The sequence below is a fragment of the Streptomyces sp. NRRL S-646 genome (assembly GCF_000720765.1).
Classification (GTDB): domain Bacteria; phylum Actinomycetota; class Actinomycetes; order Streptomycetales; family Streptomycetaceae; genus Streptomyces.
On record NZ_JODC01000005.1, the window covers coordinates 139192 to 157649 of the forward strand.

An 18458-nucleotide genomic window follows, 5' to 3' on the forward strand; every position below is an offset into this window, starting at 1 on the left:
CTGTGAGGCGGGCGGCGATAGGTTCGGCCCATGGCTACGGGGAGGCTGCTCGGCACGGGTCGAGTCAACGACGTGTACGAGATCGACGAGACGTGGGTGCTGCGGCGCAACCGCGAGGGGTGGGGCGACGCGGTCGCCGAGGGGGTCGTGATGGAGCACGTACGCGCACACGGCTATCCCGTGCCCCGGGTACGGCTGTCCGACTCCACGCCGACCGAGCTGGTGATGGAGCGGCTGTCGGGGCCGACCATGCTTGAGGCGTGCCTGGCCGGTTCGCTCGGGGCCGAGGACGCCGGTGCGACGCTCGCCGACCTCCTGCGCCGACTGCATGCCATCCCGGGCCCTGGTTCCGCCGACTGCCGAGTGCTCCACCTCGATCTGCATCCGGACAATGTGATGCTCACGCCCGACGGTCCGTACGTGATCGACTGGAGCAACACGGAGGAGGGTCACCCGGGCCTGGACTGGGGCGTGTCCGCCGTGATCCTCGCGCAGGTCGCCGTAGGCGACGAACCGGTCGCCGACGCCGCCCGCGCCATGCTGGCCGCCCTCCTCGCCGACCCCTCACACCTCACCGACGACGGCCTGAGGGAGGCCCGACGACGGCGCGCGGCCAACCCGACGATGAGTCGACGGGAGGTCGAACTTCTCGGGGCAGCCGAGGAGTTGATTCGTACGATCGCGTAGAGGTGCGCGCTCAGCCGACGACGGCCACCGCGTCCACCTCCACGAGCACCCCCTCGCGCACCGGCCGCACCACCACCGTCGTACGAGCGGGCAGGGGCGAGCAGTCCGTGAAGAACTCCCGGTAGACGCGGTTGAACTCGGCGAAGTGGGCGCGGTCGGCCAGATGGCAGGTGCAGCGTGCGATCGACCGCCGGTCGCCGCCTGCCGCCGCGACGACGGCCTCGATGTTCGCGAGCACCTGCCGTGCCTGCGCGCCGAAGTCCGCGGGCATCTCGCCGGTCGTCGGATCCAGCGGCCCCTGGCCCGAGGTGAACAGCAGCGGGCCGCTCCGCACCCCCTGGGACAGCGGTGGCACGCTGCCGTCGGCGAAGGGGACAAAGGGTGCGCGGTCGGTACGGACGGGTTCGAGAGGGCCGCGGCCGACATGCGGGGTCGGGCCGCCGAAGGGGAGGTGCAGAGTGCGGGAGGCGAGCAGCCAACGGCCGTCGACGCGGCGGAAGGTGTCCTCGTAGTGCCCGACCTGGACGGGCGGGGCGGCCGGGACCATGCCGCCCGTCCAGCCTTCGATCCGGTACGTCGTGAAGTACGACGTGGCCTCGGCCGTGTCCGCCGATGTCACCGTGACGCGGATGTTGGACATGATCCGCCGGGAGAGCTTGTCCGCGGGTCGTGCGCCGAAGTACTTCCGCAGCGCCTCCCGCCCCTCGGACCGCCGGCCGTCCCCGGGAGGCGGCCACTCCCACCAGCCGTCCTCCGTGAACAGCTCGGCCACGGAGGCCGGTTCGCCGAGGTCCAGGCGATGGACGAAGTCGAGGATCAGACGCTCGCAGGCGCGTTCGGCGAGGAGTTGCTGCAACGGGTCCATGGGACCGTTGGTAGCAGGGGCGGATCACCGGACGCGACCGCTTTACACCGCCACGTACGTCACCGGATCGCTCCCCGCCACCGCCTCCGCCCGCCCCAGCTTCACCAGCCGCCGCAGATGCGCCTCGGCCTCCGAGACCGCGATGTTCCGTGATCCGTACGGGATCTGGGCCCAGGGCCGGTTCCACTCCATGCGCTCGGCGACCTGCCAGGGGGTGAGCGGTTCCACCAGGAGGGATCCGAGGCCGCTGAGCCGCTCCTCGTGATGGTCCAGCAACTCCCGTACGCGGGCGGGCGCGTCGGCGAACACGTGCTGGTGGGCGGGGAGCACCTCGGCGGGCGCGAGACGGCCGACGCGTTCGAGGGAGTCGAGGTAGTCGCCGAGGGGGTCGGTGACCGTGGTGTCGTCCGGGTCCTCGTACAGGCCGATGTGCGGGGTGATCTCGGGGAGCAGATGGTCGCCGGAGAACAGCCGTCCGTGGCCCGGGAGTCGGGCCGGGTGCTGTTCCTCCAGGTGCAGGCAGACATGGCCGGGGGTGTGTCCCGGCGTCCAGATCGCGCGCAGCCGACGGCCCGGGAGGTCGAGCAGCTCGCCGGGGACGATCTCCCGGTCGGGCAGGGCGGGGGAGAAGCCCGGCAGGGTGGTGCGGGGGGCCGCGTCGCGCAACGGTGCCACGTGTTCCTCGGGGGCGCCGGCGGCGACCAGCTTGGCGGTCATGTACGCGAACCAGCGCCCCGGCCGGGTGTCGCGGGTGCGCCGCACGATCGCCGTGTCCGCGGCATGCATGGCGATCCAGGCGCCGGACGCCTCGCGCACCTTGCCGGAGAGGCCGTGGTGGTCGGGGTGGTGGTGGGTGATGACGACGCCGTACACCTTGCCCACCGCCGTACCGCAGGCCGCCAGTCCCTCGGCGAGCGTGTCCCAGGAGGCGGGGTCGTCCCATCCCGTGTCGACCAGTACCGGCCCGCGGTCGGTGTCGACGACGTAGACCAGCGTATGGCCGAGCGGATTGTCCGGGATGGGGACCTGGATCGACCGGACGCCTCCGCCGTGGTCGTACACCTGCGTCGTGGGCTCCTGCGTCATGGGCTCCCCAATCACCGCGAACCGGCCACGCTCGGGCCACTATAACTAGAACGCGTTTCGATGGGAGCTCAAGTCACCTGTCTGCGCGGTCAAGTCGTGTGCGGCCCGTGGACTCCTCCGAGGGGAACTGGTATCAGTGCCGTATCTGATGAACCGTCAGAGACAGGCGCTCCGGGGAGGCAGTCGGCCATGACCGAGCTCGTGGAACACGGACAGCTGTTCATCGGCGGGGAGTTGACCGACCCCCTCGGCAAGGACGTCATCGAGGTGATCTCGCCGCACACCGAGGAGGTCATCGGGCGGGTGCCGCACGCCTCGCGGGAGGACGTCGACCGGGCCGTCGCCGTCGCGCGCCGCGCCTTCGACGAGGGGCCCTGGCCGCGGATGACCCTCGGTGAACGGATCGAGGTCGTCACCCGCATCAAGGACGCGATCGCCGTACGGCACGAGGAGATCGCCCGCGTGATCTCCTCCGAGAACGGGTCGCCGTACTCCTGGAGCGTCCTCGCGCAGGCGCTCGGCGCGATGATGGTGTGGGACGCGGCGATCACGGTCGCCCGGAACTTCACGTACGAGGAGCAGCGCGATGGTGTCCTCGGGAAGATCCTGGTGCGGCGGGAGCCGGTCGGGGTCGTGGCGGCCGTAGTCCCTTGGAACGTCCCGCAGTTCGTGGCCGCCGCCAAGCTCGCGCCCGCGCTGCTCACCGGCTGCACGGTGGTGCTCAAGCCGTCGCCCGAGTCGCCGCTGGACGCGTACATCCTGGCCGACATCACCCGCGAGGCCGGCCTGCCGGAGGGCGTGCTGTCGATCCTCCCCGCCGACCGCGAGGTCAGCGAGTACCTGGTCGGGCACCCGGGGATCGACAAGGTCTCCTTCACGGGCTCGGTGGCGGCGGGCAGGCGCGTGATGGAGGTGGCGTCGCGCAATCTCACCCGCGTGACACTGGAGTTGGGTGGCAAGTCGGCGGCGGTCGTCCTGCCGGACGCGGACGTGGCGACCACCGTCGCGGGCGTCGTCCCGGCGGCCTGGATGAACAACGGCCAGGCGTGCGTGGCCCAGACCCGCATCCTTCTGCCGCGCTCGCGCTACGACGAGTTCGCCGAGGCCTTCGCGGCGGCGGCGAGCGCCCTGGTCGTCGGCGACCCGCTGGATGCGGCGACCCAGGTCGGCCCACTCGTCGCCAGGCGCCAGCAGCAGCGCAACCTCGACTACATCCGCATCGGTCAGGAGGAGGGCGCCAAGATCCTCACCGGCGGCGGCCGTCCGCCGGGCCTGGACCGCGGCTGGTACGTCGAGCCGACCCTCTTCGGCGACGTCGACAACTCGATGCGGATAGCGCGGGAGGAGATCTTCGGCCCGGTGATCTGTCTGCTCCCGTACGGCGACGAGTCCGAAGCCCTGAAGATCGCGAACGACTCCGAGTACGGGCTGAGCGGCAGCGTGTGGACGGCGGACGTCGGGCACGGCATCGAGGTGGCGCGGCAGGTCCGTACCGGCACGTACTCGGTGAACACCTTCAGCCTCGACATGCTCGGCCCCTTCGGCGGCTACAAGAACTCAGGCCTGGGCCGGGAGTTCGGCCCCGAGGGCTACGGCGAGTACCTCGAACACAAGATGATCCATCTCCCGGCGGGCTGGGAGGGCTGAGCGACCATGGGCGACCGCTGGCACGTCGAGGTCGACCGCTCCGTGTGCATCGGCTCGGCCCAGTGCGTCCACCGGGCGACCGGGGCCTTCCGCCTCGACTCCGCCATGCAGTCCCACCCCGTCGAGCCGGAGACCGACGCCAACGAACGCATCCTGGATGCGGCGGAGAACTGCCCGGTGGAGGCGATCGTGATCACGCTGTTGGGGAGCGGGGAGCCGGTGTTTCCGCCGGAGGAGTAGGGCCGCGCCACGTCCACTCCACCTCCCTGAACTCCGCCTCGTACGCGCCGTTCGGCAGTGCGGCCCGCAATGGGCGCAGGTCGGAGGGGCGCAGGAGGCCGAAGGCCTCGAGGGGCAGCGCGCCGAGGATGTCGTCGGCGTGGGCGGAGAGCCAGTCGCGGAGGTCGAGTTCGGCGGCGAGGCGGAGGAGGTCGATGAGGACTTCTGGGCTGGCCAGGCCTGTGTGCGCCAGGTCGAGATGCGCGAGCAAGTTGTCGAGCTCGCGGGCGGCGGCCTTGCCACGAGGGCAGCCCGCCCACTGCCAGGTGTGAGTGGAGTGGCTCATGTGCCGCACGTCGTGGAGGGCGAAACGCCCACCCGTTCCAGGGTCTTCGGATTCGACGAAGAAGGTGCGGAACGGGTCGAGTACCTCGTTCAGGCGGTCGTTTCCTCGATCCAAGGCGTCGCGGATGCAGCGCAGGGCCAGCTGGCTCATCGCCTTGGTGTTGGTGCCGGTCCTGTTCAGGGCCTCATGCAGCCTGGGCAACACCCGGGCCAGGTCGCCGACGGGCATCGCGGGCGCGTCATGGACCAGCTGGCGCAACAGCGCCTCCAGGTAGACGGTCGCTTCGAGGGCCGTAAGCGTGTCCAACTGGTTCAGGCACGTGACGTACAGGTCGGGAAGCGTCAGAGGGATCTCGACGTCCCTGATGAGCAGGGCCAGGAGAGTCTGGGCCGGACTCCGGATGTCCGGAGGGCCTATCCCGGCCACTGCGCCGGGCAACTGGGCCAGCAGCGGGTAGCAGGTGTGCAGGAGCAGTTCCGTGTCGCCGTCCCCCGTGAACGTGACCCGTCTGATCACAGCCTCCGTGTTGCTCTTGGACGACACCAGCGCCAGCCGGTTCCGGTCGAGTTCGTGGGGGACCAGCGGTCTGGACTCTGTGGTGATGAGCAGATCCGCGGCCTCCTCGGTCGCGTCGTAAGTCCAGGGACGCTCACCATGGTGGACGCGGAGCGTCGAGCACAGCAGGTCCCATGACTCCTGGGACATCTGCGCCTGCCATCCCATCGCGTGTCGTCGCCAGCCGATGTCCAAGTCGACTACAGATCCGAGGAGTTGTGAGGCAGACACCTCGCCCACCGCAAGTACCGCGATCACCACCAGGTTGGCCTCGTACACCGCGTCCCGGTACGCACGCGGCTGCCGGACCGGAGCATAACCCGCGTCCGTACGGTGCTCAGGACCGTCCCACTCGACCGCCCGGAACAACTCGAAGAGCCCAGCCGCCAGCTCGCTGCGCGAAGACTCCCCGGGTCGGGCCGCGAGCATGTTCCGCAGGTTCTGCACGATCTGCGCCCGGTCCGTGAGCGGAGTGAACGACAGCAGGGCGTACAACTCGCCGTCGTCCAAGGGGCTTTGATCGCGGAGCCGCCGCAGCGCCGCGTCGATCAGCCGTGCCGTCAGATGCTCGCCGAAGGTGGCGTGCATGAACTCGTAGCTGCGCAATCGCTGTTCCGTGACGACGGCCTGCGCTTCGTGCACGAAGAAGAACCGTCCGAACAGCACCCCGGAGCCTGCGTCCGCCGGGGCGTCGAGGGCCCGCAGGTCCCGGTCCGCCTCCTCGCCGCTGATGGACTGGGCACCGCGATGGAACATACCGAGTGCGATCACTGACAGGCGGTGCAGTTCACGCTCGACGGCGACGGCTGCCTCGGTCGGCGGAAGGCATCCCTCCTTCTCGACCTGGCGGCGGACGAACTGCGTGAGCAGCCGGTCGTACAGCTGTGTCCGGCTGATGTCCTCGTCGCGCAGCCGGTGTAGCGCGTTGTCGACCGAGTCGTACAGCGCCAGCATGAGCAGCAGAAGGGGCTGGGTCGCCAGGTCCCGGTGGGGGAGGACGGTCTCCAGGGTGAGGGGCCGCAGACCGTGCCGGTCCAGATGATCCGCGTTCACGGTGTTCCAGATCTCCAGCCACCGCTCGATCTGGCGGTCGCCGAAGGGTTCCAGGCGCAGCACCTGGCTGTTGCGGGGGATCTCCGCCCGATCGGCGACCACCGTGCGGCTCGTTACGATCACGATCAGCGGGCGGCCGAGCTCCGCCTCGCGCTCCTGAAAGCGCTCGACCTCGCGCAGATACCCCCATTGCCGGGCGGAGTCGAGTCGCCGGGCGCCCGCCTGGAGGAGTTCGTCGAACCCGTCCAGCAGGACCACGGGAACCACCCCGGGTTCCGCCTCCGACCAGTCCGGCCAGCTCACCGGCCGCCCCGTGGCCCGCTGCAAGGCGTGCTCCAACTGCGTCTGCACATCGGCCTCGGCCGGGGTGTGGCGCAGCTCGACTCGCAGTGGGCGGAACTCGCCGGCCGGGAGCCGGGCTGTCAGGAGCTTCGTCAGCAGCGACTTGCCGGCGCCGGGGTGCCCGAGGACGAGGAGTGGGGCGAGCATGGCGGGAAGGCCGATCAGGTACCCGGCGAAGAAGTGCTCGACCGTGTCGTACGAGGGCTGCTCCTCCCACCATTTGTCCGAGGCGACACCGTGATCGAAGCCGTCCTGCCATTCCGGGCGGGCCACTCTGAAGCTCGGATTGACGTATCCCTGCGCCAGTCTCGGCAGCCGGGGACCGGGCGAGTCGAGTGAGGCGATCGGATCGCGCAGCCGACCCCGGCCGCCGGTCGGGAAGGGGGTGTCCCGGCCCGTGCACTGCGCCAGCAGTGCCTCCAGCCCGGCCAACGCGGTTCCGTACGGACCGTCCGCCGTGTCTCGCACGACGGTGCCGATCGGGGCCATGGTGAGCGCGAACTCGGAGCAGGACACGGCGAGATGGCGGATCAGTTGCGCACAGTGCTCGTAGTGGGCCTGCCGCATGTGGTGGTTGCCGGTGGGCCGCAGCGGGAGCATCTCCTCGAACTCGAGGAAGTCGTCCTGTTCCCCGGGAGGTTGCAGCGCGCTGCGAGTCAGTAGCCGGACGAAGTCCAGGGCCCCCATCTGGGACAGCTTCTCCGTGCACCGGGTCAGCGCCGCTGCGAGCACCACGCGGGCCGCCCAGAGCAGGGCGCCGCGCGCGAGGCCATGGGCGGCTCGCACCCGCTGCGGGAAACCCTCCAGCAGAGCGTCCAGGAAATAGGGCGGTTGCTTGTCCTCGCGCAATGGAGTCAGTAGGTCCTCCGCGGCGTGCATCAGCTCCGGGCGGCCGTCGGCCAGCAGGTACACGGCCTTGTCCGTCCCCATGTCCATGCAGTCGGCCGCATCGAGGCTGGGTGAGGAGGCTGGTACGCGAGTGGGAGACGGAGCGGAAGGGGCGGCGAGGTGCGCGACTGCCGGCGTCGTACGCGCGCGTTCCACGGCGTGCTGCAACTCGGCGTGCCGCCTCCGCCACCACCCCTCGTCCGGGTGTGGCCCCGCCACCGGCCCGGGCCGCCCGGCCTGCCGCTCGGCGCACAGCCCCACGATCAACCGCACGTCGTCCCAGTCCGGAGCCCTCCGCCGCCTCCCGCCCAGCAGCTCCGAGACCGAACTGGCGCCACGGCCGAGCGCCTCAGCGATCTTCGCCTGCGGCACCCCACAGGCGCGCACCAGCCGGCGCAACTCGGCGCAGAAGTCCGCGACGGGACCCGCGGGCAGCGGTGCTGCGGCCAATTCCCAACCCCTTCGGCGCGGTTCGGCGGACACCACCGAAGCGTAGGGCCGACCTGCGTCTTCCGCTGGGAGTTCGGCGTGCTTCGGGATCGGCCCGCGGCCCGGCACCGGCGGGCGATCGTCGTGGCGGAGGCCGCCCGTCATCGCCGTTCCGGAGGAATCGCCATGCCCTTCCCCTCGCTCCCCCTGCCCGTCCTGTGCACTGGCGTGCTCGTCTTCGTCGCGGTCTACGGGGGAGTCGTCCTGCCCGCCGTGTGGTCCCGCCGGCCCGCCCGCCGGAACGCGGCCTTCAGGGTGCTCGCCGAGCTGCTCGGCGCCCTCCGAAACAGGAGGAAGCCGTAGCGCGCATAGCCAAAAAATCTATACTTTAGTGGGTTCTGTCCTGTAGTAGGTGTTCTATCCTGGTATTGGCCTACGGGACGAGTGAGGGAGTCCGAACCGGAGTAGCCGATTCTGGCGTGAAGCAGTCAGTCCGCTGGGACCGACGTCGACGGTCCGGGCTGAGAGGCCGGAAAGCCGCGGATCGCAAGGTCTGCGAGTGGAAGGCGACCTCCACTACCTGACCCGGGTAATGCCGGCGAAGGGAACCCGTCTCGTAGGTCCTATGCGTGCCGGGGCTACGCTCGCGCGGTTGCCGCAGGAGCGATCAGGGCGGGGAAGAGTGCGCAAGGCCGAGGCCGGACAGCTGATCAAGCAGGCTCGTGAGGCGTGGGAGGTCGAGGAGTGGCTGCGCGCCGCCGGCCTCTACGAGCAGGTGCTCGCCCACTTCCCGGACGAGGAACCGAGCGCCGACTGGTGGTACGACGCCGCGCTCGCCCACAAGTTCCTGCGGAACTGGGCGAAGGCGTACGAGCTCGGACGCGAGGCAGCCGCCCGGGCCCCGCGTGGCGAGGGAGACCCCGCGTACTGGAACCTGGGCATCGCGGCGACCCTCCAGCGCGACCGGACGACGGCCCGCGACGCCTGGGCCGGCTTCGGCATCGACCTCCCGGAGGGCGAGGGCGAGATCGTGGGCCGCTTCGGCAACGCCTGCGTGCGGCTCGACACCGGCGGTGAGCGCGAGGTCGTGTGGATCGAGCGGCTGTGCCCGACGCGCGGGCGCGTGGTCAACGTACCCGTGACCGGAGGGCGGCGGTACGGCGAGATCGTCGTGCACGACGGCGAGCCGAAGGGGGAGCGGGTTCTTGACGGCGTGACCTTCCCCGTCTTCGACGAACTGCTCCTCTTCGAGGCCTCCGAGCTGCCCACCCTGGAGGTGACCGTGGCGGCCGGCGAGGCGGAGGACCTGCGGGCCCTGCTCGAACTGTTCGGCGAGCACGGCTACGGCGCCGAACCCGCCGGCAGCGTCCGCGTGCTCTGCGCCTGCCGCAGCGAGGGCACCCATCAGCAGGACCGGAGCCTGCCGACGGGCACCCAGACGGTGTCCCTCGCGGCCCCGGAGGAGGAGGCACGGCGGCTGCTGGCGCAGTGGGCGGACGGCGCGGTGATCGGGCGGAGCTGGAGCGGCCTGGCGGCGATCGGCTGAGCCGGGTCTTTCGTGGCGCGGGATTCTCGTGGTGCGGCGGGGTGCCTCGCTGGCGCGGGCCTTTCGTGGCGGGGCCAGGTGCTCCGCTGGCGCGGGCCTGTTGTGGTGCGGCCAGGTGCTCCGCTGGCGCGGGCCCCTCCGGCGCGGCCAAGCGGTCCGCCGCCTGTGCTGATGTGCGGCTCTGCGGCGGGGCCGCGATGTGTCGTCGGCCGTCTGCAGCCCCCTCTTCGCCGGTCGCGTGCGCGTGTCGATACAGCCCCGCGCCCCTTCAAGGCTCTGGCGAACCGCGGCCGGCTTCCAGCGGCCTCCTCAGGACGGATTCCCGGCCGCCGCCGGATCCGTCAGGTCGATCAGCCGGCACACCGTCTCGATGTCGATCTTGACCTGGGCGATGGAGGCGCGGCCCGAGAGCCAGGTGATCAGGGCCGAGTGCCAGGTGTGCTCGATGACACGGACCGCGGAGAGCTGCTCGAGGGTCGGGTTCTCCAGGCCCATCGCGTCCAGGATGATCACGGTGGTCTGGCGGGAGACCTGGTCCACCTCGGGCGAGACGCTCCGGTCGGCGAAGGTCAGCGCACGCACCATCGCGTCGGCCAGATGCGGCTCGCGCTGCAGCGCCCGGAAGGCCCGCATCAGCGTCTCGGCGACCCGCTCGGCCGCCGTCTCACCCTGCGGGGGCTTCTTCCGCAGCGTGCCGTGCATGTGCTCCAGCTGGTCCTGCATGGTGGCGACCAGCAGATGGATCTTGGACGGGAAGTAGCGGTAGAGGGTGCCCAGCGCCACCTGCGAGGACTCGGCGACCTCACGCATCTGCACCGCGTCGAAACCACCCCGGCTGGCCAGCTGCGCACTCGCGTGCAGGATGCGCCGACGACGCGCCTCCTGCCGCTCCGTGAGGGGCGGGGAGGCCGGCTGCGAGGTACGTGCTTCCACCTTGGCCACCTTCGCTTGCACAGGCATGGATCCCGTTCCGTACGTTCCGTGACAGTCGGTGAGGGCTGGTGATCGCACCGAGTTTGGCAGGGCCTCCGCCGTGGCGCGAATCACCTGATCCACTGCTCACTGCGCCCCTACCTGCCGGTAGATTCAGAGCCTCCTGGACGATCAAGTCTGAAACTTGTTCTAGATTAGCGTCCCGGCGTAATCTCGCGGGACAGTGCACGCAGAAGGGGGCCCAGAGTGACCGCTGAGGCCAGTCAGGCGGGTCCCCAGGAGGACCTCGCCGCCGACGGCGAGCGACCGCTCCACATCGCGCTCCTCACCTATAAAGGGAACCCGTTCTGCGGCGGACAGGGCGTCTACGTCCGCCACCTCTCACGTGAACTGGCCCGCCTCGGCCACCGCGTCGAGGTCATCGGCTCCCAGCCGTACCCCGTCCTCGACGAGGGCTACGACGGCCTCACGCTGACGGAACTGCCGAGCCTGGACCTCTACCGCTCGCCGGACCCCTTCCGCACCCCGGGGCGCGACGAGTACCGCGACTGGATCGACGCGCTGGAAGTCGGGACCATGTGGACCGGCGGCTTCCCGGAGCCCCTGACGTTCTCCCTCCGCGCCCGCCGCCATCTCCGCGCCCGCCGCGGCGAGTTCGACGTCGTCCACGACAACCAGACGCTCGGATACGGGTTGTTGGGCGATGTGGGCGCCCCGCTGGTGACCACCATCCACCACCCCATCACCGTCGACCGGCAGTTGGAGCTGGACGCCGCCGAGAACTGGCAGCAGCGGTGGGGCAAACGGCGCTGGTACGCCTTCACACGCATGCAGAAGCGCGTCGCCCGCCGCCTGCCCTCGGTCCTCACCGTGTCGGGCACGTCCCGCGCCGAGATCGTCGACCACCTGGGTGTCCGTGAGGACCGTATCCACGTGGTCCACATCGGCGCGGACACGAACCTGTTCTCGCCGGACCCGTCGGTGCCCGTCGTGCCCGGCCGGATCGTGACGACGTCCAGCGCGGACGTCCCGCTCAAGGGCCTGGTGTTCCTCGTCGAGGCACTCGCCAAGGTCCGCACCGAGCACCCCGACGCCCACCTCGTGGTCGTCGGCAAGCGGCCCACCGAGGGCCCCGTCGCCCAGGCCATGGAGCGCTACGGCCTCGAAGGCGCCGTCGAGTTCGTGAAGGGCATCTCGGACGCCGAGCTCGTCGACCTCGTCCGCTCGGCGGAGGTCGCCTGCGTGCCGTCCCTGTACGAGGGCTTCTCGCTCCCGGCGGCCGAGGCGATGGCCACGGGGACGCCGCTGGTCGCGACGACCGGCGGCGCGATCCCCGAGGTCGCCGGGCGCGACGGGGAGACCTGTCTCGCGGTGCCGCCGGGTGACCCGGGCGCCCTGGCCGCAGGCCTCAGCCGCCTGCTGGGCGACCCGGAACTGCGGGTACGGCTCGGCCGCGCCGGCCGTGAGCGGGTGCTACGGCACTTCACCTGGGCCCGTGCCGCCGAGGGAACGGTCGCCAGATACCGCGAGGCCATCAGCGGCTCCCCGGCCCCGGCACACAGCGCGGCCGCACCGCCGAAGGCCGTCGTAGACGCCGTAGAAGAACTAGCCGCTTCCCATCCCGAAAGCAGGGCCACGTGCTGACCGTCGACTTCTCCCGGTTCCCGCTCGCCCCGGGCGACCGCGTCCTGGACCTCGGCTGCGGGGCCGGCCGGCACGCGTTCGAGTGCTACCGGCGCGGCGCCCAGGTCGTGGCGCTCGACCAGAACGGCGAGGAGATCCGCGAGGTCGCGAAGTGGTTCGCCGCGATGAAGGAGGCGGGCGAGGCCCCGGCGGGCGCCACCGCCACGGCGATGGAGGGCGACGCCCTTGCCCTCCCCTTCCCGGACGAGTCCTTCGACGTCGTGATCATCTCCGAGGTCATGGAGCACATCCCCGACGACAAGGGCGTACTGGCCGAGATGGTCCGGGTGCTCAAGCCCGGCGGCCGCATCGCCATCACCGTCCCGCGCTACGGCCCCGAGAAGGTCTGCTGGGCGCTGTCCGACGCGTACCACGAGGTCGAGGGCGGCCACATCCGCATCTACAAGGCGGACGAGCTGCTCGGCAAGATCCGCGAGGCGGGCCTGAAGCCGTACGGCACCCACCACGCGCACGCACTCCACTCCCCCTACTGGTGGCTGAAGTGCGCGTTCGGCGTCGACAACGACAAGGCGCTGCCGGTGAAGGCGTATCACAAGCTCCTGGTCTGGGACATCATGAAGAAGCCCCTGGCCACCAGAGTCGCCGAACAGGCCCTCAACCCCCTGATCGGCAAGAGCTTCGTGGCCTACGCGACCAAGCCCCACCTGCCCTCGGTGGACGCCCGGTGACCACTCCCCGGACAGAACACCTCGTCCTGCCCGGGGTCCTCACCGCCGAGCAGGCTGCCGCGACCGTCCGCGGCATCCTCGCCGTACAGCGGGAGGACGGCGCGATCCCGTGGTTCCGGGGACACCACCTGGACCCCTGGGACCACACCGAGGCCGCCATGGCCCTGGACGCGGCGGGCGAGCACGAGGCCGCCGAGCGGGCCTACGAATGGCTCGCACGGCACCAGAACCCGGACGGCTCCTGGTACGCGGCCTACGCCGACGGCGACGCCGAAGACATCACCGACCGCGGACGCGAGACGAACTTCGTCGCGTACATCGCCGTGGGCGTGTGGCACCACTACCTGTCCACGGGCGACGACACCTTCCTGGACCGCATGTGGCCGGCCGTCTACGCGGCCATCGAGTACGTGCTGCGGCTGCAGCAGCCCGGCGGCCAGATCGGCTGGAAGGGCGAGGAGGACGGCAGCTACACCACGGACGCCCTGCTGACAGGCTCCTCCTCCATCCACCACGCGCTGCGCTGCGCGCTCGCCGTCGCCGAACAGCGCGAAGAGCCGCAGCCGGACTGGGAGTTGGCGGTCGGAGCGCTCCGCCACGCGATCCGTCGCCACCCGGAGCGGTTCCTCGACAAGGACCGCTACTCGATGGACTGGTACTACCCGGTGCTGGGCGGCGCGCTGACGGGTGCGGAAGCCAAGTCCCGCATGGAGGAGAGCTGGGAGCGCTTCGTCGTCCCCGGCCTCGGCGTGCGCTGTGTCGTCCCCAACCCGTGGGTCACCGGCGGAGAATCGGCCGAACTCGCCCTCACCCTCTGGGCGATGGGCGAGTCGGACCGCGCGCTGGACATCCTCCAGTCGATCCAGCACCTGCGGGACCCGGAGACCGGCCTGTACTGGACGGGCTACGTCTTCGAGGACGAGGCGATCTGGCCGCGCGAGCTGACCACCTGGACGGCGGGATCCCTGCTGCTGGCGGTCGCCGCCCTCGGCGGCCACGAGGCGACCTGCACGGTGTTCGGCGGGGAGCAGCTTCCGAAGGGGCTGGATCCGGACTGTTGCGTCTGAGGCCTCTGCGCCAGAGGTCTCAGTTGCGCGACATCCGTCCGGCGATCGCGTGGCCGATGAACAGGTAGACCACGGCCGCCAGGCCGTACCCTGCGATCACGCGGGCCCAGGCCTTGTCGAAGGTGAACAGGTCACGCGACCAGCCGGCCAGCCAGTTGGCCGCGTTGTGGACGAACTGCACCAGGTCGTTGGCACGGTTGGCGTCCAACAGGTACATCAGGATCCACAGGCCCAGTATGAGGGCCATGATGTCGGCGACGATCGCTACGACCGCCCCGGCTCGATTACCGCTGCTGTATCGAGACATACTTTGCGGATTGCCGCCGAACCCCGGGTGAAACCCACGGCGTCGAGGGCAGCTTGGGTGACCTCTTCGGGTGTACGCCCGTCCGTCGGGACAACGGCAGTGGCGACCTCCTCGTACAGGGAGCGCCGGGCCTCCATCAGCTCGCGCCATTGTTTGCGCGGGTCGACCGCGAGGAGGGGACGGGCCTGGTTCAAACCGGTGCGCCTGACCGCCTCCTCGACGTCCATCGAGAGGTGGACCACCCGCTGCCCGACCAGCAGCGCACGCGTCTCCGCGTCCAGGACCGAACCGCCGCCCAGCGCCAGCACCCCCGCATGCTCACCCAGCGCCCGGGTCACGGCGGCCTTCTCGATCGCCCGGAAGACCGCCTCACCCTCGTCCACGAAGATCTCCGCGATGGTGCGGCCCTGCCCGGCGACGATGTCGTCATCCGTGTCCCGGTAGCCGACACCGAGCCGGTCGGCGAGCAGCTGCCCGACCGTCGACTTCCCCACACCCATCGGGCCGACGAGGACGACCAGCGGCCCGCTCATCGGATCTGCAGGTGGTCGAGGTAGGAGCGCACATTGCGGCGCGTCTCGGACACCGAGTCACCGCCGAACTTCTCCGCCACCGCGTCCGCCAGGACGAGGGCGACCATCGCCTCGGCGACGATGCCGGCCGCCGGGACCGCCGAGACGTCCGAGCGCTGGTGATGCGCCTGCGTGGCCTCACCCGTGCTCACGTCGATCGTCTGCAGGGCCCGCGGGACGGTCGCGATCGGTTTCATCGCGGCGCGGACGCGCAGCAGCTCGCCCGTGGACAGGCCGCCCTCCGTGCCGCCGGAGCGGCCGGAGACGCGGCGGATGCCCTCGGGCGTGCCCGCGATCTCGTCATGCGCCTTCGAACCCGGCACCCGGGCCAGCTCGAACCCGTCCCCGACCTCCACGCCCTTGATGGCCTGGATGCCCATCAGGGCGCAGGCGAGGCGGGCGTCCAGCCGGCGGTCCCAGTGCACGTGCGAGCCCAGGCCGACGGGGACGCCGTAGGCGAGGATCTCCACCACACCGCCCAGGGTGTCACCGTCCTTGTGCGCCTGATCGACCTCGGCGACCATCGCCTTCGACGCATCCGCGTCCAGACAGCGCAGCGGATCCGCGTCCAGCCGCTCCACATCGGCCGGCGTCGGATACACCCCGGCCGGCGCCTTCACGGCACACAACTCCACGACGTGGGAGACGATCTCGATGCCGGCCGTCTCCTTCAGGTACGACCGCGCCACCGCGCCCAGCGCCACCCGGGCCGCGGTCTCCCGCGCCGAGGCCCGTTCCAGGATCGGGCGCGCCTCGTCGAAGCCGTACTTCTGCATCCCCGCCAAGTCGGCGTGACCGGGGCGGGGGCGGGTCAGCGGGGCATTACGGGCCAGCCCCGCCAGGATCTCGGGGTCGACGGGGTCGGCGGCCATGACCTGCTCCCACTTCGGCCACTCGGTGTTGCCCACCATCACCGCGACCGGGGAACCGAGCGTGAGGCCGTGGCGGACACCCCCCAGGAAGGTGACCTCGTCCCGCTCGAACTTCATCCGCGCACCGCGGCCATACCCCAGCCGGCGCCGGGCCAGATGATCCGCCACCATCTCCGTGGTGACCGGCACACCCGCCGCAAGACCCTCCAGCGTCGCCACCAGTGCGGGACCATGGGACTCCCCCGCGGTCAGCCAGCGCAACGCACTCATCCGCGGTCCCGTTGGCGGACGGTCCTGGTGAGGAACTCGGCTGCCAGGAAGGCCAGATCGAGGGACTGCCGGCGGTTGAGGCGGGGATCGCAGGTGGACTCGTAGCGGGAGGAGAGGTCCGTGAAGGCGACCTCGTGGCCACCGCCGACGCACTCGGTGACATCGGTGCCGGTCAGCTCCACATGGATGCCGCCGGGGTGGGTCCCGAGCTCGTGGTGGACCTCGAAGAAGCCCCTGACCTCCTCCAGGACGTCGTCGAAGCGGCGGGTCTTGTGGCCGGAGGGGGCCTCAATGGTGTTGCCGTGCATGGGATCGCAGATCCAGGCCACCTGGGCGCCGGAGGCGGTGACCTTCTCCACGAGCGGCGGCAGTGCCTCGCGCACCTTGTCCCTGCCCATGCGGGTGACGAACGTCAGCCGGCCGGGGACGCGTTCGGGATCGAGGCGGTCGATCAGCCGCAGTGCGGTGTCGGTGGTCGTGGTGGGGCCCAGTTTCACGGCGATCGGGTTGGCGATGCCGGAGAAGTACTCGACATGGGCGCCGTCGAGGTCACGGGTGCGCTCGCCGATCCACAGCAGGTGGCCGGAGGCGGCGTAGGGGAGGCCGGTGCGCTCGTCCTCGCGGGTCAGGGCGGACTCGTAGTCGAGCAGGAGTCCTTCGTGGGAGACGAAGAACTCGGCGCTGTCGAACTCCTCGGGCCGGCCGCCGATGGCGCGCATGAAGTCGAGTGCGTGGTCGATGCGTTCGGCGAGGTGCTCGTAGGTGGAGCGCAGGGGTGAGCCCGCGACGAAGTCCCTGTTCCACTCGTGCACCTGGTCGAGGCCGGCGTAGCCGCCCGCCATGAACGCCCGGACCAGGTTGAGGGTGTTGGCGGACGACTGGTACACCCGCAGCAGGCGTTCGGGGTTCGGGGTGCGGGACGCGGAAGTGAAGGCGAAGTCGTTGACGGCGTCGCCGCGGTACACGGGCAGGGTGACGCCGTCGCGGGTCTCGGTGGGCCGGGAGCGCGGCTTGGCGTACTGACCCGCGATCCGGCCCATCTTCACGACCGGCAGGGCGGCCGCGTAGGTCAGCACGGCGGACATCTGGAGCAGGGTGTTCAGCTTGGCCCGGACGGCGTCCGCGGTGACGTCCGCCAGGGTCTCGGCGCAGTCGCCGCCCTGGAGCAGGAACGCCTCGCCGCGGGCCACGTCGGCCAAGCGGTCGCGCAGCCTCGCGCACTCGTCCCACAGGACCAGGGGAGGCAGCGCGGCGAGCCGGTGGGTGACGTCGTCGAGGGCGGTCCGGTCCGGCCACGGGGGTTGCTGTGCCGCCGGCCTGGTGCGCCAGGTGCCGGGTGGCGCCGCGGAGGGCGAAGTGCCGGGAAGAAGGGTGTCCACGACCTCTCCTGACTGACTGGTTCGGGCGGTGTGCCCGGGATGGGCCGCCTGGCCGGACACCGTCGTCCGCAGGTGGGGGGAAGTGGGGCTGTGCGCGGGGGAGTCCATGTCTCAGGTCGCGGCCAGTTCCATCACGTACCGGCCGTAGCCGGAGGACGCCGAGAGCTCCTTGCCGAGCAGGGCGAGCCGTTCCTTGTCGACGTATCCCATGCGGTAGGCGATCTCCTCCAGGCAGGAGATGCGGATGCCCTGGCGCTTCTCCAGCACCTGCACGAACATCGCGGCCTCCAGCAGACTGTCGTGCGTGCCGGTGTCGAACCAGGCGGAGCCGCGGCCCAGGTTGACCAGGCGGGCCCGGCCCTCCCGTACATAGCCGAGGTTGAGGTCGGTGATCTCCAGCTCGCCGCGGTCGGACGGGGCGAGGGCGGCGGCGCGTTCGGTGGCGGTGCCGTCGTACATGTAGAGGCCGGTGACGGCCAGGTTGGAGGCGGGGCGGGCCGGTTTCTCGGTGAGGCCGACGATGGTGCCCGTGTCGTCGACCGTGGCCACGCCGTAGCGCTCGGGGTCGCTGACCGGGTAGCCGAACAGGGTGCAGCCGTCGAGGTGTCCGGCCTCGCGGCGCAGCAGTTCGGGCAGCCGGTGGCCGTAGAAGATGTTGTCGCCGAGGATGAGGCAGACGGGTTCCCCGCGGGTGAAGGAGCCGCCGAGGACGAGGGCTTCGGCGATGCCGCGGGGTTCTTCCTGTACGGCGTACCGCAGATGGATGCCGAGGCGGCTGCCGTCGCCGAGGAGCGAGCGGTAGGTGTCGACGTGCTCGGGGCCGGAGATGAGGAGGATCTCGCGGATGCCGGTGTGCATCAGCACGGAGAGCGGGTAGTAGATCATCGGTTTGTCGTAGACGGGCAGCAACTGCTTGGAGTGCACGCTGGTCAGCGGGCGCAGCCGGGTTCCGGAACCGCCGGCGAGGATGATGCCGCGCATGGGATGTCCTTCCGGGCCTTGGGGGCGTGGGTATGCGCTCGG

General features: G+C 70.7%; 17 protein-coding genes, 1 pseudogene and 1 riboswitch. Of the genes and pseudogenes, 8 read left to right on the forward strand and 10 right to left on the reverse strand.

The annotated features are described in order from the left end of the window. The first annotated feature begins 30 nt into the window (after window positions 1-30). Complete coding sequence (locus tag IH68_RS0110525; protein ID WP_030932025.1) at window positions 31-687, forward strand: phosphotransferase; 657 nt, start codon at window positions 31-33, stop codon at window positions 685-687. Between the two features lie 10 nt (window positions 688-697). Here IH68_RS0110525 and IH68_RS52930 read toward each other — a convergent pair whose 3' ends face one another. The 3 genes and pseudogenes from IH68_RS52930 to IH68_RS0110535 all read right to left on the reverse strand — a co-directional run bounded on the left by IH68_RS52930 (window position 698) and on the right by IH68_RS0110535 (window position 2638). Beyond that, window positions 698-1042 carry a RidA family protein gene (locus tag IH68_RS52930; protein WP_234341329.1) on the reverse strand — a complete coding sequence of 115 codons (345 nt, stop codon included), beginning with the start codon at window positions 1040-1042 and terminating at the stop codon, window positions 698-700. Window positions 1043-1105: 63 nt separating this feature from the next. Then, a pseudogene (locus IH68_RS57930) lies at window positions 1106-1552 on the reverse strand (nuclear transport factor 2 family protein); the annotation flags it as partial. 42 nt (window positions 1553-1594) lie between these two features. Next, entirely contained in the window at window positions 1595-2638 is a 1044-nt protein-coding gene (locus IH68_RS0110535; RefSeq protein ID WP_030932031.1) for an MBL fold metallo-hydrolase, read from the reverse strand. A 189-nt stretch (window positions 2639-2827) separates the two neighbouring features. On the opposite strand from IH68_RS0110535, the gene IH68_RS0110540 reads away from it, so the two are divergent. After that, window positions 2828-4285, forward strand: coding sequence for an aldehyde dehydrogenase (locus IH68_RS0110540; protein ID WP_030932033.1), 1458 nt, complete (start codon window positions 2828-2830; stop codon window positions 4283-4285). A 6-nt stretch (window positions 4286-4291) separates the two neighbouring features. Beyond that, window positions 4292-4525, forward strand: a complete 234-nt coding sequence (locus IH68_RS0110545; RefSeq protein WP_030932035.1) for a ferredoxin — start codon at window positions 4292-4294, stop codon at window positions 4523-4525. Here the strand turns inward: IH68_RS0110545 and IH68_RS51705 are convergent. After that, entirely contained in the window at window positions 4479-8138 is a 3660-nt protein-coding gene (locus IH68_RS51705; RefSeq protein ID WP_159403663.1) for an XRE family transcriptional regulator, read from the reverse strand. The genes IH68_RS0110545 and IH68_RS51705 overlap by 47 nt on opposite strands. 165 nt (window positions 8139-8303) lie before the next feature. On the opposite strand from IH68_RS51705, the gene IH68_RS57055 reads away from it, so the two are divergent. Further along, window positions 8304-8480, forward strand: a complete 177-nt coding sequence (locus tag IH68_RS57055; protein WP_199931866.1) for a hypothetical protein — start codon at window positions 8304-8306, stop codon at window positions 8478-8480. Between the two features lie 73 nt (window positions 8481-8553). Further along, window positions 8554-8741, forward strand: a riboswitch (TPP riboswitch). A 58-nt stretch (window positions 8742-8799) separates the two neighbouring features. Beyond that, on the forward strand, window positions 8800-9663 hold the full coding sequence (locus IH68_RS0110560; protein ID WP_030932040.1) for a tetratricopeptide repeat protein: 864 nt from the start codon (window positions 8800-8802) through the stop codon (window positions 9661-9663). Between the two features lie 309 nt (window positions 9664-9972). Here the strand turns inward: IH68_RS0110560 and IH68_RS0110565 are convergent, their stop codons facing one another. Further along, window positions 9973-10623 carry a TetR family transcriptional regulator gene (locus IH68_RS0110565; RefSeq protein WP_037884722.1) on the reverse strand — a complete coding sequence of 217 codons (651 nt, stop codon included), beginning with the start codon at window positions 10621-10623 and terminating at the stop codon, window positions 9973-9975. A 219-nt stretch (window positions 10624-10842) separates the two neighbouring features. Here IH68_RS0110565 and IH68_RS0110570 point away from each other — a divergent pair, with 219 nt between their 5' ends. The 3 genes from IH68_RS0110570 to IH68_RS0110580 are packed head-to-tail and all read left to right on the forward strand — an operon-like array spanning window position 10843 to window position 14035. Beyond that, window positions 10843-12240 carry a glycosyltransferase family 4 protein gene (locus IH68_RS0110570; protein WP_030932046.1) on the forward strand — a complete coding sequence of 466 codons (1398 nt, stop codon included), beginning with the start codon at window positions 10843-10845 and terminating at the stop codon, window positions 12238-12240. Further along, entirely contained in the window at window positions 12234-12968 is a 735-nt protein-coding gene (locus IH68_RS0110575; RefSeq protein WP_030932049.1) for a class I SAM-dependent methyltransferase, read from the forward strand. Before IH68_RS0110570 ends, IH68_RS0110575 begins: the two co-directional genes overlap by 7 nt. Beyond that, window positions 12965-14035: a prenyltransferase/squalene oxidase repeat-containing protein gene (locus tag IH68_RS0110580; protein ID WP_030932052.1), complete on the forward strand. Its 1071-nt coding sequence runs from the start codon at window positions 12965-12967 to the stop codon at window positions 14033-14035. Before IH68_RS0110575 ends, IH68_RS0110580 begins: the two co-directional genes overlap by 4 nt. Window positions 14036-14054: 19 nt before the next feature. Here the strand turns inward: IH68_RS0110580 and IH68_RS0110585 are convergent, their stop codons facing one another. From IH68_RS0110585 to rfbA, 5 genes are all read right to left on the reverse strand, one after another. Further along, entirely contained in the window at window positions 14055-14342 is a 288-nt protein-coding gene (locus IH68_RS0110585) for a hypothetical protein (RefSeq protein WP_030932055.1), read from the reverse strand. Then, window positions 14300-14875, reverse strand: a complete 576-nt coding sequence (locus IH68_RS0110590; RefSeq protein ID WP_078912403.1) for a shikimate kinase — start codon at window positions 14873-14875, stop codon at window positions 14300-14302. Before IH68_RS0110590 ends, IH68_RS0110585 begins: the two co-directional genes overlap by 43 nt. Next, a complete protein-coding gene (gene aroC / locus IH68_RS0110595; RefSeq protein ID WP_030932062.1) occupies window positions 14872-16056 on the reverse strand; it encodes a chorismate synthase in 1185 nt (394 codons plus the stop codon). Before aroC ends, IH68_RS0110590 begins: the two co-directional genes overlap by 4 nt. Beyond that, window positions 16053-17435: a class II 3-deoxy-7-phosphoheptulonate synthase gene (locus IH68_RS0110600; protein ID WP_051833345.1), complete on the reverse strand. Its 1383-nt coding sequence runs from the start codon at window positions 17433-17435 to the stop codon at window positions 16053-16055. The genes aroC and IH68_RS0110600 overlap by 4 nt, the downstream gene beginning before the upstream one ends. Window positions 17436-17546: 111 nt before the next feature. Beyond that, window positions 17547-18416: a glucose-1-phosphate thymidylyltransferase RfbA gene (gene rfbA / locus IH68_RS0110605; protein ID WP_030932067.1), complete on the reverse strand. Its 870-nt coding sequence runs from the start codon at window positions 18414-18416 to the stop codon at window positions 17547-17549. Window positions 18417-18458: the final 42 nt, after the last annotated feature.

What these genes read in the sequence shown, in the direction of transcription:
- IH68_RS0110565 (WP_037884722.1), bottom strand. Translation starts at nt 10,623, where the DNA reads ATGCCTGTGCAAGCGAAGGTGGCCAAGGTGGAAGCACGTACCTCGCAG.
- IH68_RS57055 (WP_199931866.1), top strand. Translation starts at nt 8,304, where the DNA reads ATGCCCTTCCCCTCGCTCCCCCTGCCCGTCCTGTGCACTGGCGTGCTC.
- IH68_RS0110540 (WP_030932033.1), top strand. Translation starts at nt 2,828, where the DNA reads ATGACCGAGCTCGTGGAACACGGACAGCTGTTCATCGGCGGGGAGTTG.
- aroC (WP_030932062.1), bottom strand. Translation starts at nt 16,056, where the DNA reads ATGAGTGCGTTGCGCTGGCTGACCGCGGGGGAGTCCCATGGTCCCGCA.
- IH68_RS0110525 (WP_030932025.1), top strand. Translation starts at nt 31, where the DNA reads ATGGCTACGGGGAGGCTGCTCGGCACGGGTCGAGTCAACGACGTGTAC.
- IH68_RS0110535 (WP_030932031.1), bottom strand. Translation starts at nt 2,638, where the DNA reads ATGACGCAGGAGCCCACGACGCAGGTGTACGACCACGGCGGAGGCGTC.
- rfbA (WP_030932067.1), bottom strand. Translation starts at nt 18,416, where the DNA reads ATGCGCGGCATCATCCTCGCCGGCGGTTCCGGAACCCGGCTGCGCCCG.
- IH68_RS0110585 (WP_030932055.1), bottom strand. Translation starts at nt 14,342, where the DNA reads ATGTCTCGATACAGCAGCGGTAATCGAGCCGGGGCGGTCGTAGCGATC.
- IH68_RS0110590 (WP_078912403.1), bottom strand. Translation starts at nt 14,875, where the DNA reads ATGAGCGGGCCGCTGGTCGTCCTCGTCGGCCCGATGGGTGTGGGGAAG.
- IH68_RS0110545 (WP_030932035.1), top strand. Translation starts at nt 4,292, where the DNA reads ATGGGCGACCGCTGGCACGTCGAGGTCGACCGCTCCGTGTGCATCGGC.